We start from the raw sequence: 16,162 nt of genomic DNA on the forward strand, positions 1-16,162 counted from the left end.
GGCCGCCGCATCACCGGCCCGGCTTCAGTGGGTCGATTCGCGCCGGGACCGGATCAGCTTGCGGCACCGTTCGTCGGCCGACTTCAGCCGCTGGCGGGCGAGGCGGCACTGCTTGCGGTATTCCGTGCGGCCGAGGATCGAGCGGCGCTCCTCGGGCAAGCACTTCCACCAATGTTCATTCCGGGACGCGGCGGAGAGTTCCTGTTGCGTTTTGGTCCACTCGGTCTGCCAATCCATGACATCGGGCTCCTGGCGACGGCGCTTCGGGGCCGAAACCGCAAGCGCGATGCCAGGAGGGGCGGGGCGGAGGGTTGGAGATGGAGGGCGCGCGGCGGGCCGTGCCGCCGGCGCCGGCCTATTTCTTTTCGAGCAGCAGCTGGCCCTTCGACTGGATGAGGCTCTGGGCCTTCTGGGCCAGCACGGCGAGAACCCAGGGCAGCTGCAGCGCCAGCGTGACGTGCTCCTCGGCCACGTCGAGCGTGCCCGACACGGTCTGGCCCACGGCGCTGACCCGGAAGTCGAGGTGGGGGCCGGTCCAGCGGTTCTCCAGCACGGCGAACTTCCCGGCGTACTGCTCCTTCAGCTGCTCGATCCCGGTCTGCAGGCGGCGCTGCGCTTCCGCGGCGCCGAGCTGGTGCGGGATGGAGACGACGAGCGGCTTGGTCATGGCGGGCGGGTTCCGGGCAGGGAATGACGCCGCCTCATATAGGCGCGCCCCGCGACCTTTCACACCGGCCCGGAGGCCGGCGGTCCGCCCGCCGTCACGCCACCCGGAGCTGTCCCGGGCCGGCGGGGAACCGCCGCAGGTCCTCGTCGCGGCGCATCAGCCGCCGCAACAGGTCCTGCGCGGCCCGGTCGTCGAGGCCGCGGCGTTCCAGGTCGTCGACGACCTGGATCTGCTGTTCGATGAGGAAGCGGACGTTGCCGATCTCGCGCGCCATCATGCCGTCTTCGCCCGTGCCAAGCATAGCGGACCCCCGAGAAGGACCGGATTGCAGGGACTTTGGCGTCAAAGGCTTAAGGATGGCTTCCCGCGCGGGCGCGTCGGCGTCCCCGGTCGGGACGCCGGACGGCGGCGGTCGGGCCGTGGTTGTCCTCGACTCTGCTCCCGATCCGGATCTGGAGCGACGGCGCCCTAACCGTGCCGGATCATGGCGCGGATGCGCTTGGCCAGCGCGTCCACGGCGAAAGGCTTGGTCATCATCTGCATGTCGGGGTCGAGGTGGCCGTTGCCGAAGGCCGCGTTCTCGGCATAGCCGGTGATGAACAGCACCTTGAGGTCGGGCCGCGCCGCCCGGGCCTGGTCGGCCAGCTGCCGGCCGTTCATGCCCGGCAGGCCGACGTCGGTGACGAGGAGGTCGACCCGGCGGGCCGATCGCAGCAGCGCCAGGCCCGCCGGCCCGTCCGGCGCCTGCAGGGCGGTGTAGCCGAGCTCCCGCAGCACTTCGAGCACGAGGTCGCGCACCGTCACGTCGTCCTCGACGACCAGCACGGTGTCGCCTTCCTCGGCGCGCGGCGCGGCCTCGCCCGCCTCGGGCTGCGCGGCTTCCCCCGCGCCCTGGGAGCGCGGCAGGAAGATCTTGATGCTCGTGCCCTGGCCGGGCTCCGAATAGATCTTGATGTGGCCGTCCGACTGCTTGACGAAGCCGTAGATCATGGAGAGGCCGAGGCCCGTGCCCTGGCCGATGGGCTTGGTGGTGAAGAAGGGGTCGAAAGCCCGCGCCATCACGTCCGGCGGCATGCCGGTGCCGGTGTCGGTCACCGACAGCATCACGTATTGGCCGGCCGCCACGCCGGGCTCCCGCGCCACATAGGCCTCGTCCAGCACCGCATTGGCGGTCTCGATCGTCAGGCGGCCGCCGTCCGGCATGGCGTCGCGGGCGTTGATGGCGAGGTTCAGCAGCGCGTTCTCGAGCTGGTGCGGGTCGCAGAGCGTCGGCCACAGGCCGGGCGTCTCGACGCTCTGGAACACGATGCTTTCCCCGATGGTGCGGCGGAGCAGGTCCTCCATCGAGACGACCAGCGCATTGGCGTCGACCGCCTTGGCTTCCAGGGGCTGGCGGCGCGAGAAGGCGAGCAGGCGATGGGTGAGGGCGGCGGCGCGGTTGGCCGAGGCGAGCGCCAGGCCGGCATAGCGCTCCAGCGTTTCCGTCCGGCCCTGGGCCAGGCGCTTCTGCATCAGCGCCAGCGAGCCGATGATGCCGGTGAGCAGGTTGTTGAAGTCGTGGGCGATGCCGCCGGTGAGCTGGCCGATCGCTTCCATCTTCTGGGCCTGCCGGAGCTGCTCCTCGATGCTGCGCTGGGCCGTGATGTCGCGCGAGATGGCGATCAGCATCTGGCCCTCTCCGCCGTCGATGGCGAGGGGCGCCAGCACGCTTTCGGCGGTGCGGACCTCGCCCTCGACCTCGAGGCTCGTCTCGTATTGCACGGGCTGGCCCGTCGCCGCGCATTCGAGCGAGCGCTCCCGCAGCGGGTCGCCGGGTCCCGCCACCGCGGCCACGTCGCGCCCGATGATGTCGGAGGCCGGGCGGCCCATGAAGGCTTCGGCGGCCGCGTTGACGGCCTCGAACACCGGCTGCCCGTCCGGCCCGACGCGGATCAGCACGATGACGGCGGGGGCGTTCTCGAACAGGGTGCGGAACCGCGCCTCGCTCGAGGCCAGCTCGGCCGTGCGCTGCCCGACGCGGCTTTCCAGCGTGGCGTTGAGGTCGAGCAGGGCGGCCTCGGCACGGGCCCGCTCCAGCGCCTCCCACATGCGCGCCGCCACCTCGCCCACCAGGGCGATCTCTTCGGCGGTCCAGCGGTGGCGGTCGCGGCGCCCGGCCGTCAGCACGGCGCGGAGCCGGCCGTCGCGGATCAGCGGCACCGCCATCACGGTGTCGACGCCCGCCACGAGAGGGACCTCCGCGCCGCCACCGCCCTCGAACACGGCCGTGAGGCCGCGCCTCAGGTCCTCGCCGGGCGCCGCGCCCAGGCTGGCGAAGGGCAGGGTGCCGACGAGCGGCGGCACGCCGCCGTCCGACCAGCCGGTCGCGAAGGCGAGCGACGCCCCGTCGAGCGAGACTTCGCCGTAGCCGGCCCGCGCCACGTGGAGCTGCCGCCCCAGCGCTTCAGCGGTGATTTCGGTGATCTCGGCCACGTCCACGGCCTCGCGCAGCCGGTCGCCCAACACGAGGAGGAAACTTTGGCGCGCCTGGTTGCGGCGCAGGATGGCGGCCGAGGCGATGCGCTCCAGCGCGTCCCAGCTGCGCGTCGCCACGTCCTCCACCAACGCCACCTCCTCGGGCAGCCAGGCGCGCGGGCCTTCGGCCGCGACGTGGAACAGGGCGCGCAGGCGGCCGTCGCGGATCAGCGGCACGGCGAGGCCGGCGCCCGTGGCGGCGTCGGAGGCCACCACCGTCATGCCGGCCTCGAACTCCGCCCGGCGCCCCAGCGCCAGCCGCTCGAGCGGCACCGTCACGGGGGCGGGCCTGCCTTCGGGCTCGGGGGCGTCGCCCGGCGGCACGGCGGGTTCGGCACGCGACCATTCGGCCTCGACCGTGGCTTCGTGGTGGGCGAGATCGATCTCGGCATAGACGACGCGGGCGGCGCCGATCTCGCGCCCGAGCGCCGCCGTCGCGGTGGCGACGATGTCGTGCCGCTCGGTGGCGGCGCGGAACCGGTCGGCCAGGTCCAGCAGCAGCGCCTGGCGGTTCTCCACGACGCGGCGCCAGTCGAGCGCCTCGGTGCGCCCGTGCCACAGGATGGGCGCGCCCGCACGGTCGCGCCGGGGCTCGGCCCGCGAGCGCATCCACCGATAGGACCCGTCGCCGGTGCGGACGCGGTGCTCGATGTCGTAGGGCCGCCCGGACGCGACTGCGGCGCTCCAGGTCGCCAGCGTCCGCTCGAGGTCTTCGGGGTGGATCACCCCACCCCAGGCCGCCGCGAGCGCATCGGCCTCGGACAGGCCGGTGAGGGCGAACCAGCGGGGGCTGAAGCCCGTCAGCGTGCCGTCGGGGTCGGCCGTCCAGTTCGCCCCGGGGCCGTGCGGGCCGGGGCCGGGGTTCTGCCGGGCTTCGTCGCGCGAGGACGCCGTCACCATCACGCCGGCGGCGGCGCCGTCGGTGCCGCGGAGGGCGCGGGCGTCGAGGTCGGGCCAGAAATCCGGCCCCAGCGTCACGGCGCGGCGCTGCCCCGGCGCGGGGGGGCGGCCCGCACGCGCCGCCGTCACCAGGGCGCCGAACTCCGGCCAGGCGTCCTCGACCGGGCGGCCCAACCGGTCCGCGCCGGTTCCCGGCAGCAGGGCCGCGAAGGCGTCGTTGAAGACCGCGACGGCCTCGGCCCCCCAGAACAGCGCCATGGGGGCCGGCGACAGCAGCATGGTTTCCACGGCGCCGCCGAGCCGCCCGGGCCAGCCGGTCCGCGGGCCGAGCGGGGTTTCGTGCCAGGGAAAGGCGTCGATGATGGCCGTCATGTCCCCGGGCGCCGCGGGTTCGCCCCCGGAGCGGGGCAGGGAACGGCTCATCGCGCCAACTCGTCCTTCGGTCTGTCGCTGTCGAGGCGGCATCGGGGCCGCCGCCGAGTCCCCAACCCTGTAGCCGATCGGCCGGGTTCTCGCATCCCCGGGACGGCCGTTTTGTCGGAACGGGATGCCCCGGGCGCGCGGGCGGCGGGATGCCGCGGCGACGCGCGCCCGGCGCGCCGCGACCGGACGGCGGCGGGCCGGGGTGAAACTTCGCCGATCCGGACCCGTAACTCCCCCCGACGCCGCATCCGGGACTTCCGTCCCGGTCGCGTCCCACGGGAGACATCCATGACGTCGATCACCAAAGGCCTGCGCGGCCTGGCCCTCGCGGCCGTCCTCGCGGCCGGAAGCGCCTCGGTGGCCCAGGCGGCCGACCCGATGGTCGGGGGCGCGCCCATGTCGCCCAGCAAGACGGTCGTGGAGAACGCTTCCGCCGCCAAGAACCTGACTACGCTCGTGGCCGCCGTGAAGGCGGCCGGGCTCGTCGACACGCTGTCGGGCCCCGGCCCCTTCACGGTCTTCGCGCCGACGAATGCCGCCTTCGCGAAGCTCCCGGCCGGCACGGTCGAGAAGCTCGTCGAGCCCGACATGAAGCCGACGCTGACCAAGATCCTGACCTACCACGTCGTCGCCGGCAAGATGGACTCGGCCGCGATCGCCAAGGCCATCAAGGACGGCGGTGGCACGGCCAACCTCAAGACGGTCGAGGGCGGCACGCTGACGGCCAAGATGGACGGCGACAAGCTGGTCCTGATCGACGAGAAGGGCGGCGGCGCCGTCGTCGAGACGCCGGACGTGTACCAGTCGAACGGTGTCGCGCACGTCATCGACAGCGTCCTCATGCCGAAGTGACGTCTCTCCGGGGGGGCCGACCCGGTCTCCCCCGGCCCGGCGCGTGTCCGGGTGTGGCGGGCACTCGCCGTCCCGATATGGCGAGCCCGTGGACGGGCTCGAACCGACGCTCCGCCTCGACATGCGCCTGACAACCCCTTGGCGCCGGTCCGGGCCGGACCCCGGGAGGGTGTGCGGAGGTGCCCAGCGTGGCGCGCCCATCGCCGCGGGACAGGGCGAGCGGGATTCGCATTTGTGATTGCCACGGCGCCGATCTTGCGCGAAGGCCTGTGCCACAGCCGGGATGCCCTGACCGGCCACGATGCGGTGGACGGGTCCCATTCGAAGCGCGAGCTTCGCAGTGAGCGTGTCCCCATGTCCTCGAAATCCGTCATCGATCCCGGCAGCGCCATCACCTACGCCCTGACGTCGCGGCTCTCGCCCGAAGGCCGCGTCGCGATCTCGCTGCAACTCTTCAAGGGTCGCGGCATGGCCCACAGCCGCTCCCTCGGCATCGTCGAGCGGCACGAGGTGGCCGATGTCATGTCCAAATGCCGCCGGCATCTCGACCGGCTCGGCGTGGAGCGCCTGTCGGCGCCGGACGTCGCGCCGGGCCGCCTGCCTCCGGCACAGACACTGAAGTTAAAGCGCTGAAGCCGACCCGCCCCTCGTCGCCGCGCAGCTTCGACGACAGGCTAGGAGGTTCGCGGTCTCCATCGGGCCTGTGTCGTCCCCCCGATCGACGCGCGCCGGGGCGCCGCCGCCCTCGGCGACGTGACGCCGCCCGGCGACGTGGTGGATCCACGACAGTTGGATCCGCTTTCTAGATTTCGCCGAACCACCGTTCACGAGTCATCGTTCAATGCCGTGCCCCGCTGCGCTTCCGGTAGACCGGAGGCCGGCGAGATTGCCGCAACGGCCATGTCCCGGTGCGGAGCCGGAAACCCCAAAAGCGTCATCGTTCTCTTCGTTTGCAGGAGGATCGCATGCTGAAACTCCGCGGTTTCGCCGTCGTGGCTGCACTGGCCTTCGCGGGCCCGTTGTGCCTTCCATTCGCATTCCCCGCCTCGGCCTGTGGCGACGAGACGGGGTCCTCCTGCGACACGAGCGAGGACGATGCCCGCTACATGCTCAAGGCGGCAGTCGCGGCCGTCCGACACGACGAGGCTCGGGCGCTGACCTGGTTCACCGAACGGTCCCACGGGTTCCGCAACGACGACCTTTACGTCTATTGCATCGGTCCCGACCACGTCATGGCCGCCCATCCGGACCCGAAGATCAATCACACGGACGTCCTGACGACACTGGTCGACGCCAGCGGCTTCCACTTCGGCGCGGCGATGTTGAAGGAGGCCAGGGACGGCGAGATCTCCAACATCACCTATCTTTGGCCGCGCCTCGACGGATACAAGCCGTCCACCAAGCATACGATGTACACGAAGGTGCAGGATCAGATCTGCGCGGTGGGTTATTACGAATAGAATTCGAAGCCTCGACGTCGACGGCTCGGCGTCTGCGCCATGAGGCCGAGTGCCGCCCGTGTCGCCTCCCGTGTCGCCGGCCCGAGGCCGGTCAGGCTTTTCCCGACACGGGCGGCGGTTTCACCCGACTGAGCGCGGGCCGCCCCGGGTCCGATATCGGGGCCAGCGACGGGGCGCGACGCAGCCCCGACCGCCTCACGGAGTGATCCACCATGAAGACTCTCATCGCCGCCGCCGCCCTGTCGTCCCTCGTCGCCGGCTCGGCCTTCGCGGCCGAACCGGCCACCGGCACCATGGCCAACGGCGCCATGGCCAACGGCGGCATCACCATGGCCGACCACGCCACCGCGACGATCCACTACGTCACGGTTTCGCCGGCCGACATCATGTCGTCCAAGCTGGTCGGGCAGGACGTCTACAACAACCAGGGCGACAAGATCGGCAACGTCGCCGATCTCGTCATCGACAACGGCAAGACCATCACGGGCATCGTGCTCAGCGTCGGCGGCTTCCTCGGCATGGGCGAGCATTACGTGCTGATCGAGCCGTCCTCGATGGTGCTCAGCGACAAGAACGGCCTGCACGGCGTCGTCGACACCTCCAAGGACAGCCTGAAGAACGCCCCGGCGTTCAACTACAAGAAGTCCTGAGCGACCCCCATGCCCCGCCGGCCATCGGCGGGGCATGGCACGGCGGCCGTCCGTCGCCCCCGGCCACCGGTCGGCGATGCGGCACCCGGCCCGGTGCTTGTCAGGTTTTTCCCGACACGGGTCTCCGCGTTGCCCGACTGCCCGGCCGGCCCGGGCGACCCATATGTCGATCGACACCATCGCCACCGGCCGTGCCGGGTTTGGCGGAGGCTGCCCCCCGCCGGAGGGTCGCCTCGTCGTTTCCCCGGCGAAGGACCCATCACCATGACCTTCTCAGCAAAATCCGCGTCGCTGGTCGGCGCCGCGCTGCTGCTCCTCGGTGCCTCGCTCGGCACGGCGGACGCCATGCCGGTCGCGCCCATCGCCGCGCAGGCGTCGAGCGTCGAGCCGACCGCCTACATGCACCGCCATTACCCCGGCTACTACAGCCGGTCCGCCCGCCGGTTCCGCCATGCCCGGCGCAAGTCGCCGAACCGCTTCTGCCAGAACCAGCCGTCCCGCTGCCATTGAGGCCCGACCCGTGCCGCGCCAGACCCTGGCCCGGCACGGCTTCCGGTCGCGGCCGCGCCCGGCGGGCCGGTGTTGAATCGCAGCTTCAGCCGAAGTCGCTGACCGGGCCCGTGCGGCCTTTGCCGCCCGTGCCGGTCCCACACTGACCGAAGCCGAGGACCGCCTTGCTCCGCCACGCCAAGCTCGCCCTGTTCTGCCTGCTCGGCCTCGCGGTCGCGGCGGCGCTCGCCGCGTCCCTGCTGCCCGCCGTCCCGACGAAGTGGTGGCTCGTCCGCCTCCTCGATTTCCCGCGCCTGCAGTTCGGCATCGTCACGCTGGCGCTGCTGCCGCTCCTGCTTCCCTTCGTCCGGAGCTACCCGCGCGCCGTCCTGGCCCTCGCCGCGTCGGCCGTCCTGGCGCTCGCCGTCGACGGCGTCGTGTTGTGGCCCTACCAGTCCTTCGGCCAACCCGTGCCGGATGCCGAGGCCTGCCCGGCCGACCGGCGCCTGCTCGTGATGATCTCCAACGTGCTGCTGACGAACCGCCAGTCGCAGACGCTGCTCGGCGAGGTCCGGGCGCACAAGCCCGACATCTTCCTCGCCATGGAGATCGACGACTGGTGGGATAGGACGCTCCAGCCCCTGGCGGCCGACATGCCCTACGGCGCCACCAAGATCACCGGCTCCTACTACGGCATGCGGCTGTTCTCGCGCCTGCCGCTGGTCGACCCCGACGTGCGCTTCCTCGCCGGCCGCGACACGCCCTCGATCGTCACCGGGGTGAAGCTGCGCGACGGCGAGACCGCGACCTTCCTCGGCATCCATCCCCGCCCGCCGCTGGTCGGCCAGTCCGCCCTGCCGCGCGACGCCGAACTCTATGCCGCGGCGAAGATCCTGCGCGACCGCGACGGCCCGGCCATCCTGGCGGGCGACCTCAACGCCACCCCCTGGGAAGACGCCGTGCAGAGGACGCGGCGCATCGCCGGCCTCGTGTCGCCGCGCCGGGGCTACGGCTACGTGTACAGCTTCGACGCGCAGTCGTGGTGGGCCAAGTGGCCGCTCGACCAGATCGACTACAAGCCCGGCTTCCGCGCCCTGTCGCTGGAGCGGCTCGGCCCGGTGGGCTCCGACCACTACCCCTACCTCGTCCACCTGTGCCGCGACCCGGACGCGAAGGCGCCGGCCGCCGCGCCCGAAAACGAGGACGACCGCGCGCGCGTCGACGAGGCGGACGCCGCCGCCGGGGCCTCCGCGCCGTGACGGCGATCGGCCCGGCCCGGTGGCTCGCCGTCCTGCGGAGCACCTGGGCGGAGATCCGCGACGACCGGGCCTCGATCGTGGCCTCCGGCGTGGCCTTCCGGGTGGCGCTGGCGCTGTTCCCCGCCATCGCCCTCTTGATCTGGGTCGGCAGCCGAACGGTCGGGCCGGGCGAGGCGAAGGCGCTGGTCCGGACGCTGTCGGACCTGCTGCCGGACACCAGCCGCTCGGTCGTGAAGGGCGCGGTCGACGCGGCCTTTCACAACAACCCGGCGGACGGCGGCGCGGAGGCGGGCTGGCTCGGCGGCTTCGCGCCCGTCGCCGGCATCCTGGTGACGCTGTGGACCACCAACAGCGGCACCAAGGCGCTCTTCGCCGCCCTGAACATCGTCTACGACGTGGAGGAGAGCCGGGGCTTCCTGCGCCGCACCCTCATCACGCTGGCCGTCACCATCGGGGGGCTGACGCTGCTCGCCCTCGCCGTCGGGGCGCTGGCGGTGTCGCCCGCGCTCCTGGCGCATCTCGGGGTCGGCGACGGCGTCGGGGTCGCCGTGCATCGGCTGCGCTGGCCGGTCCTGTTCGTCGGCTTCGCGGTGGCGCTGGAGCTGCTCTACCGCTACGCGCCGAACCGCCGGCGCCGGCACTGGCCGCTCATGACGATCGGGTCGACGCTGGCGGCGGGGCTGCTGGTGCTGGGCACGGCGCTGTTCTCATGGTTCACGGGGCGCTTCATGGCGCTCAGCGCCACCTACGGCTCGCTCAGCACCGTGGTGGGCTTCCTGCTGTGGCTGTGGATCGACATCCTCGTCGTGCTCGCCTGCGCGGAACTCGACTCCGTCATCGAGCGGCAGACGGGGCTCTACGGCGACGGGCGCGACCATGGCGACGGGCGCGACCACGGCGACGCGCCCGCGGGCCGCTGACTGTCGCCCGGGCCCGCTGGCCCGCTATCCGCCCTCGGCCAGCCCGGCGAGCCAGCCCTTCGCGGCGCCGTAGCGGACGATCTCGGCGCGCGAGCGCAGCCCCAGCTTGTCCGACGCGCGCGCCTTGTAGGTTTCCACCGTCTTGACGCCCACGTCGAGGCGGAGGGCGATCTCCTTGTTGCTGAAGCCCTGGGCGGTGAAGCGCAGCACGTCGGCCTCGCGCGGGCTGAGGGCGCCGTCGGCCGCGGCGGCCTTCTCGGTCGCGGCGGTCTCGGCCAGCGCCTTGCCGGCGACGGCGGGGTCGAGGTAGATACCCCCCTCCGCCACGGCCCGCACGGCGCGGACGAGGTCCTCGGCGGCCGAGCGCTTGAGCAGGTAGCCCCGGGCGCCGGCGTCGAGCAACTGCTGCACGTAGGCCCGGTCCTCGTGGACCGTGAGGGTGATGACCCTGACCCCCGGCGCCTCGACGGCCATCCGCCGGGCGAGGTCGAGCCCGTTGATCTGCGGCATCGAGATGTCGAGCACGGCGACGTCGGGCCGCTCCGCCCGGACGAGGCGCAGGGCCGCGGCGCCGTCCCCGGCCTCGCCCACGAGGTCGATCTCGGGCGCCGACCGCAGCATGGCCTTGATGCCGGCCAGCACCACGGGATGGTCGTCGGCGAGGGCGACGCGGATGCGGGGCCGGGCCGGTGCGATCTCGGTCATGCCGCGTCCTTCGCCGTGGGTTCGAGGTCGAGCGGGATGGTGACGAACAGCGTCGTGCCGGCGCCCGGCGACGTTTCCACCGTGAGCGTCCCGCCGATCTGGTTCAACCGTTCGCGCATGCCGAGCAGGCCGAGCCGCCGCCTTGCGCCCGGCACCGTCGAGGCGGGCACGTCGGGGTCGAAGCCCGCGCCGTCGTCCTCGATCACGAGGCGGACGCCCCGCGGCCGCCGGTCCAGCACCACGCTGACGGTGCGGGCGCGTGCATGCTTGAGCACGTTGGTCAGCGCTTCTTGGACGACGCGGTAGATGGCGGTGGCGACCTCCTCGGGCAGCCGGTCCTCCGAACCGATGACCTGCACGTCCGCATCGACGTCGTAGCGCGAACTCCAGTCCGCCGCGAGCGCCGCCAGGGCGCGCGGCAGCCCGAGGTCGTCGAGTGCCGTCGGCCGCAGGTCGGAGGCGACGCGGTGGAGGTCGCGCCCGATCGTCCCGGTCAGCTCCTGCAGCCAGCGCACGCGCTCGCCGAGGTCGGCCCCGGGCGCGCCGCCCGACCCGTCGAGCGCGCGTTCCAGCCCCTTCAACCCGAGCGACAGGCCGGTGACGTGCTGGCCCACCTGGTCGTGGAGGTCGTGGGCGATGCGCCGCTGCACATCCTCCTGCGCGGCGCCGAGCCGGCGCAGCAGGTCGGAGCGCTCGGTCTCGGCCCGCTTTTGCCCGCCGATATCGGCCACGATGCCGTGGATCTCGCCGCCGCCGGGGCCCGGCGCGGCGCGGCCGCGGGCGTGAAACCATCGCGGCGGGCCCGGCGCCGTCACGGTGCGGAAATCCACCTCGAAGGTTTCCTCCGTGTCGAGGCAGCCCTGCGCGGCCGCCCGCAACGCGTCCCGGTCGTCCGGGTGCACGGCGTCGAGGAAGACCCGGGCCGACCACACGGCCTCGCCCCCGGCGCCGGACCCGGGCAGGTCGAGCAGGCTCCGGCATCGCTCGGAGCCCGTGACCCGGTCGCGCCCGACGTCCCAGCGCCAGGTGCCGAGGTCGGCGGCGGCGACCGCCAGCGCGGCGCGCTCCTCGCTGGCTTCGAGCGCCGCGGCGGCCCGATTCGACTCCCGGCGCCGGCTGAGGGCGAGGTCCCGCGCCAGCGTCGTCACCAGGGCGGCGGCGAGGGTGAGGCTGACGGCGACGGCGGCGGCGACCGCATAGAGGGCGTGCCGCACCGGTCCATCCAGGGCCTGGCGGGGGATGCCGAGGTGGACCGACCAGCCGCCCGTCGCCGGCAGCGTGGCAAAGACCGTCTCCACCGGCACGCCGTCCCGGGTCGTCCCCCTGTAGAAGCCCTGCGTGCCCGTCGCGATGGCGCCCCGCACCGAGGCGGAGGCGGGCAGGCCCACCATGGCGGCATCGTCGAGGCTTCGGGCGACGAGCCTGCCGCTCCGATCCACCACGGCGCCGACCCAGCCCTCGGGGATGCCGGCCTTGCGGAGGATGTCCCCCACCGCATCGGGCTGCAGCGCCACCGTCAGCACGGCCCGCGACGCGCCGTCCCGCAGCACGGGCACGCGCAGCGCCACGAGGCTTCGGCCCGACACGGGCCCGACCGGGCCGATGCCGCCGACCGCCGGCGAGCGGTCACGCACCACGGCATCGAAGGTGTCGCGGTCGGCCGTCGGCCCGAGCGGCGCGCCGAGCGGCCGCAGCAGGTTCAGGACCTGCTCCCCGGCGGGGTCGTCGAGCTCGACCGTGTGCCACAGCGGATGGGCGGCGGCGACGCGCTGGGCTTCCCGGTAGAAGGCGGGGAGGTCGGGGCCGTCGAGGGCGACGGAGGCGGCGAGCGTTTCCAGCACGCGGATCTGGTCGGTCATCTCGGCGGTGACGCGCTCGCCGACCAGCGCCACGGTCTCGCCGGCCGTGTGCAGGGCCGCCTTGCGCTGGTCGTCGGCGGAGCGATAGGCGGTCCACCCGCCGAACAGCAGCACGGGGATCGAGGCCGCCATCACCAGCGGCAGCAACGGGCCGGACCGGCTCACTGCGGATCCCCCCATCGCCATGAGATGCCGCCCGCAGGGTGGCGCTCGGCCGAGATCTGTCGTGGCCGCAGCATCGGGACCGGTCGGCTGGGGGAATCCATCGACCATGTTTAGGACGTGTGAGGCCGTCGTTGAAGCGGAGCGTCAGGGAAAACCCGCGAACATAACGATCGCATCGTCTGTGCGTCGGCTCCGGGTCCCACGCCGGTCGCAGATGAGCCGCCCCGCGGGGCGGCTCCGATGGTTTCGACGGCGATGGGCTTACTTGTGCTTGGCGTGGGCCTTGCCGGAGCTCTCATGCGCCTTGGCGGAATGGCCGTGAGCCTCGTCGGCATGCTTCTTGGCGGCCGGATGGTCGCCCTTCTCGTGATGCTCGGCGGCGGTCCGATGCGACTTGGCGGCCTTCTCGTGATGCTCGGCGGCTTCGTGATGCGCGGCTTTCGGCATGAGATGCTCCCGGTCTGAGTTTGTCCTAAGGACCTGCATGAAACACCGGCAGGATGCACAAAGTTTCCTATGCTTCGCCCGCGATTTCATCAGGGCGGCGCGAGCCTTGGTCCCGGTCGCGGCCGGGTGGGTCGGTTTCGGAAGGGCCGGAAAGGCCGCGGTCCCGGCAACCCCCACTTAACGACGTTGGGCTTTGCGGCTTGTGCCGTCGGCGGGCGTGGCGTTCCGTAGATCAAAGCGGAGCGTCGAATGAGCGGGCATTGTTCTGTCGCCATCGTGGGCGCGGGTCCCTACGGTCTGTCGATCGCGGCGCACCTGGCCGCCGCCGGCATCGACGCCTGCCTGTTCGGCGACTCCATGCAGACCTGGCGGGAGGGCATGCCGCGGGGCATGGTGCTGAAGTCGGAAGGCTTCGCGTCGAGCCTGTCGGACCCCGGCGACACGTTCACGCTCGGCCATCACTGCCGCGAGCGCGGGCTGCCCTACGCCGACCTCGGCTGGCCGGTCCCGGTCGAAGTCTTCGCCGAGTACGGCGTCGAGTTCGGCCGGCGCTTCGTGCCGCGCCGGGACGAGCGCCGCGTGACGCGCGTGTCCCGGGGCCGCGCCGGCTTCCGCGTCGAGACCGAGGACGGTGCCGTCGTGACGGCCGGCAGCGTCGTCCTGGCGACCGGCATCGCGGGCTTCGCCCGCATTCCCGACGAACTGTCGGGCCTGCCCGCCTCGGCCCTGACCCATTCGAGCCGCCACGCCGACTATTCGGCCTTCGCGGGCCGGGAGGTCGCCGTCATCGGGGCGGGGGCTTCGGCGCTCGACGCCGCCGCGGCGCTGCGGCGCTCCGGCGCCGCCGTGACGCTGGTGAGCCGCCGCGCCGAGGTGCGCTTCCACGGCGGCGGACGGGCGCGGCGCAGGCGGGACGCCCTGCTGGCACCGCTGACGCCGCTCGGCCCGGGCTGGAAGAAGTGGCTGTGCTGCGAATTGCCCCTGCTGTTCCATGCCCTTCCGGAGCGGGTCCGCGTCGGCATCGTGCAGCGCTACCTCGGCCCGGCGCCCGCCCATTCCGTGAGGGACGTTATCGAGGGCCACGTGCCCTATTGGCTGCGGAGCCGGGTGGCGGGCGCGGAGCTCACGCCGCAGGGCCGCGTCGCCCTGCACGTCGAGCAGGAGGGCGCGAGCCGCCGCACGTTGGAGGTCGACCACGTCATCGCCGCCACGGGCTACCGGGTCGACCTCGCCCGGCTCGCCATCCTGGATCCCGCCCTGGCCGCCGCCGTCGCCACCGTGGACCGGTCGCCCGCGCTGTCGCGGCACTTCGAGTCGAGCGTGCCCGGCCTCTATGTCGTGGGGACGCCCTCGGCCTACAGCTTCGGCCCCATGTTCCGCTTCGCCTGCGGCTCCCGCTACACGGCGCGGCGGCTCACGGCCCGCCTCCTCGCGACGGCGGAGGCGGGCCGGCGGCCCATGGCCGCCGCGCGCCCCGGCATCCCCGACCTCCAGGTCCCGTGACGCGGAGCCCGCCGGCCCCACACCTCCCAGGCGAACCCCGCATGACCGACAGCCAGCCCCGCATCCTGTTCCTCAGCCTGTCCGACGACGCGGGATGCGAACGCATCGTGTCCCACATGGCGGGGCGCGGCGCGGCCTGTGCCGTCATGGCGCGGCCCGGCAGCGTCGCGGCCCGCCCCGGCGGCGTGACGCGCCGCTTCGCGCTGCCGGGGCGGGGCGGTCCCCTGGCGGCGGCCTTCGGGCTGTCGCGGCGCCTCGAGGCCGCCGCGACGTCCTTCGCCGCCGATGCCGTGGTGCCGCTGGACGATTTCGCCGCCGCGACGCTGCGGGACATCGCCCTCGCGCCGCGCACCGGGGCCGGGCTCCGGGCGCTGCTGGCGCGCTCGCTCGGCGACCCCGCCCATTACCGGACGTCCGGCAGCCGCGACCTGCTCATCGTGGCGGCCGCGTCCCTCGGCATCCGGACGCCCCGGCAGGCGCGGGCGGAGGATCTCGACGGGGCGCGCGCCGCCGGTGCCGCGATCGGCTATCCCCTGATGATGAAGCGGGAAGCCACCTGCGGGGGCGCCGGCGTCGCCCTCGTCCGCACCGAGCCCGACCTCGCCGCGGCCTTCGGCCCGGCGGCCCGGCGGGCGCGGGCGAAGCGGGCCGGACGACGGCTGTTCGGCTTCCGGCCGGTGTCGCAGAGCGCCCCCATCACGCTCCAGGCCCATGTCGCGGGGCGGCTCGCCCTCCGCACCGTGGCGTGCCGGGACGGGCGCGTGCTCGCCGGCATGAGCTTCGCGGCCGAGCGGCTGAACCCGCCCGTCACGGGGTCGAGCACCGTGGTGCGGCCGCTGGTCCATCCCGAGATCGAGGCTGCGGCCTCGCGGCTGGTGGCGGCCCTGGGGTGTTCCGGGTTCGTGTCCTTCGACTTCATCGTGGCGGACGACGGCGCCGCCTATCTCATCGAGATGAACGCCCGGCCCGTCGGCAGCGGCCATCTCGGCCCGCTCTTCGGCCACGACGTCTACGGGGCCTGGCTGTCGGGGTTCCCGGGGTTCCGCGACGCGGCCCCGCCGCCGCCCGACGCGACGGCGCCGCGCGCCGTCGCGCTCTTCCCCAAGGAGATGCTGCGCGACCCGGAGAGCCCCGACCTCGTGCCGGGCGCGGGCCTCTACCACGACGTGCCGTGGCACGAGCCGGACGTCGTGGCGCATTACGGCGCCACGCTGGCGCGGCACCATCCCGAGGCGGCCGAGAGCCTCGGGCGCCGCCTGCGCCTCGCCGGGCGGCCGGCCGTGTCCGCCCCGGCCCCCCGCCTGTGGCCCGGGCTGGCCCAGCTCGTGCGCTCGAAGCCCTGACGGGGC

At 73.2% G+C, this 16,162-nt stretch carries 16 protein-coding genes; 9 read left to right on the forward strand and 7 right to left on the reverse strand.

The genetic code is table 11. From position 1 onward, the window contains the following. Nucleotides 1–24: 24 nt before the first annotated feature. The 4 genes from D3272_RS10085 to D3272_RS10100 all read right to left on the reverse strand — a co-directional run bounded on the left by D3272_RS10085 (nt 25) and on the right by D3272_RS10100 (nt 4,504). Nucleotides 25–237 (reverse strand): hypothetical protein, encoded by a 213-nt coding sequence (locus D3272_RS10085; protein WP_129219035.1) that lies wholly within the window; start codon nt 235–237, stop codon nt 25–27. A gap of 118 nt (nt 238–355) precedes the next feature. Beyond that, entirely contained in the window at nt 356–667 is a 312-nt protein-coding gene (locus tag D3272_RS10090) for a polyhydroxyalkanoic acid system family protein (protein ID WP_129219036.1), read from the reverse strand. A 94-nt stretch (nt 668–761) separates the two neighbouring features. Next, nucleotides 762–944: a hypothetical protein gene (locus tag D3272_RS10095; RefSeq protein WP_129219037.1), complete on the reverse strand. Its 183-nt coding sequence runs from the start codon at nt 942–944 to the stop codon at nt 762–764. A 191-nt stretch (nt 945–1,135) separates the two neighbouring features. Further along, the gene (locus D3272_RS10100; RefSeq protein ID WP_245496477.1) at nt 1,136–4,504 is read right to left on the reverse strand and encodes an ATP-binding protein; all 3,369 of its coding nucleotides are present in this window, start codon (nt 4,502–4,504) and stop codon (nt 1,136–1,138) included. A 288-nt stretch (nt 4,505–4,792) separates the two neighbouring features. On the opposite strand from D3272_RS10100, the gene D3272_RS10105 reads away from it, so the two are divergent. The 7 genes from D3272_RS10105 to D3272_RS10140 all read left to right on the forward strand — a co-directional run bounded on the left by D3272_RS10105 (nt 4,793) and on the right by D3272_RS10140 (nt 10,134). After that, nucleotides 4,793–5,356: a fasciclin domain-containing protein gene (locus tag D3272_RS10105; protein ID WP_129219038.1), complete on the forward strand. Its 564-nt coding sequence runs from the start codon at nt 4,793–4,795 to the stop codon at nt 5,354–5,356. Nucleotides 5,357–5,710: 354 nt separating this feature from the next. Further along, on the forward strand, nt 5,711–5,989 hold the full coding sequence (locus D3272_RS10110; protein WP_129219039.1) for a hypothetical protein: 279 nt from the start codon (nt 5,711–5,713) through the stop codon (nt 5,987–5,989). Between the two features lie 332 nt (nt 5,990–6,321). Beyond that, nucleotides 6,322–6,816 carry a cache domain-containing protein gene (locus tag D3272_RS10115; RefSeq protein WP_129219040.1) on the forward strand — a complete coding sequence of 165 codons (495 nt, stop codon included), beginning with the start codon at nt 6,322–6,324 and terminating at the stop codon, nt 6,814–6,816. 212 nt (nt 6,817–7,028) lie between these two features. Continuing rightward, the gene (locus D3272_RS10120) at nt 7,029–7,466 is read left to right on the forward strand and encodes a PRC-barrel domain-containing protein (RefSeq protein WP_129219041.1); all 438 of its coding nucleotides are present in this window, start codon (nt 7,029–7,031) and stop codon (nt 7,464–7,466) included. A 264-nt stretch (nt 7,467–7,730) separates the two neighbouring features. Next, complete coding sequence (locus tag D3272_RS10125) at nt 7,731–7,976, forward strand: hypothetical protein (RefSeq protein ID WP_129219042.1); 246 nt, start codon at nt 7,731–7,733, stop codon at nt 7,974–7,976. A 164-nt stretch (nt 7,977–8,140) separates the two neighbouring features. Further along, nucleotides 8,141–9,214, forward strand: a complete 1,074-nt coding sequence (locus D3272_RS10135; RefSeq protein ID WP_129219043.1) for an endonuclease/exonuclease/phosphatase family protein — start codon at nt 8,141–8,143, stop codon at nt 9,212–9,214. Beyond that, nucleotides 9,211–10,134, forward strand: a complete 924-nt coding sequence (locus D3272_RS10140) for a YihY/virulence factor BrkB family protein (protein WP_165361297.1) — start codon at nt 9,211–9,213, stop codon at nt 10,132–10,134. The genes D3272_RS10135 and D3272_RS10140 overlap by 4 nt, the downstream gene beginning before the upstream one ends. 24 nt (nt 10,135–10,158) lie before the next feature. On the opposite strand, the gene D3272_RS10145 is transcribed toward D3272_RS10140, so the two are convergent. From D3272_RS10145 to D3272_RS10155, 3 genes are all read right to left on the reverse strand, one after another. Next, entirely contained in the window at nt 10,159–10,839 is a 681-nt protein-coding gene (locus D3272_RS10145; RefSeq protein WP_129219045.1) for a response regulator transcription factor, read from the reverse strand. Next, a complete protein-coding gene (locus tag D3272_RS10150) occupies nt 10,836–12,863 on the reverse strand; it encodes an ATP-binding protein (protein ID WP_245496478.1) in 2,028 nt (675 codons plus the stop codon). Before D3272_RS10150 ends, D3272_RS10145 begins: the two co-directional genes overlap by 4 nt. 261 nt (nt 12,864–13,124) lie before the next feature. Next, nucleotides 13,125–13,310, reverse strand: a complete 186-nt coding sequence (locus tag D3272_RS10155) for a hypothetical protein (RefSeq protein WP_129219047.1) — start codon at nt 13,308–13,310, stop codon at nt 13,125–13,127. Nucleotides 13,311–13,559: 249 nt separating this feature from the next. Between D3272_RS10155 and D3272_RS10160 the strand changes: the two genes are divergently transcribed. Continuing rightward, the gene (locus D3272_RS10160) at nt 13,560–14,813 is read left to right on the forward strand and encodes an NAD(P)-binding domain-containing protein (protein WP_129219048.1); all 1,254 of its coding nucleotides are present in this window, start codon (nt 13,560–13,562) and stop codon (nt 14,811–14,813) included. A gap of 41 nt (nt 14,814–14,854) precedes the next feature. Further along, nucleotides 14,855–16,156: an ATP-binding protein gene (locus tag D3272_RS10165; RefSeq protein WP_129219049.1), complete on the forward strand. Its 1,302-nt coding sequence runs from the start codon at nt 14,855–14,857 to the stop codon at nt 16,154–16,156. Nucleotides 16,157–16,162: the final 6 nt, after the last annotated feature.

Origin of the sequence: Lichenibacterium ramalinae (assembly GCF_004137085.1) — a bacterium.
In the GTDB taxonomy this organism is placed as follows: Bacteria; Pseudomonadota; Alphaproteobacteria; order Rhizobiales; family Beijerinckiaceae; genus Lichenihabitans; species Lichenihabitans ramalinae.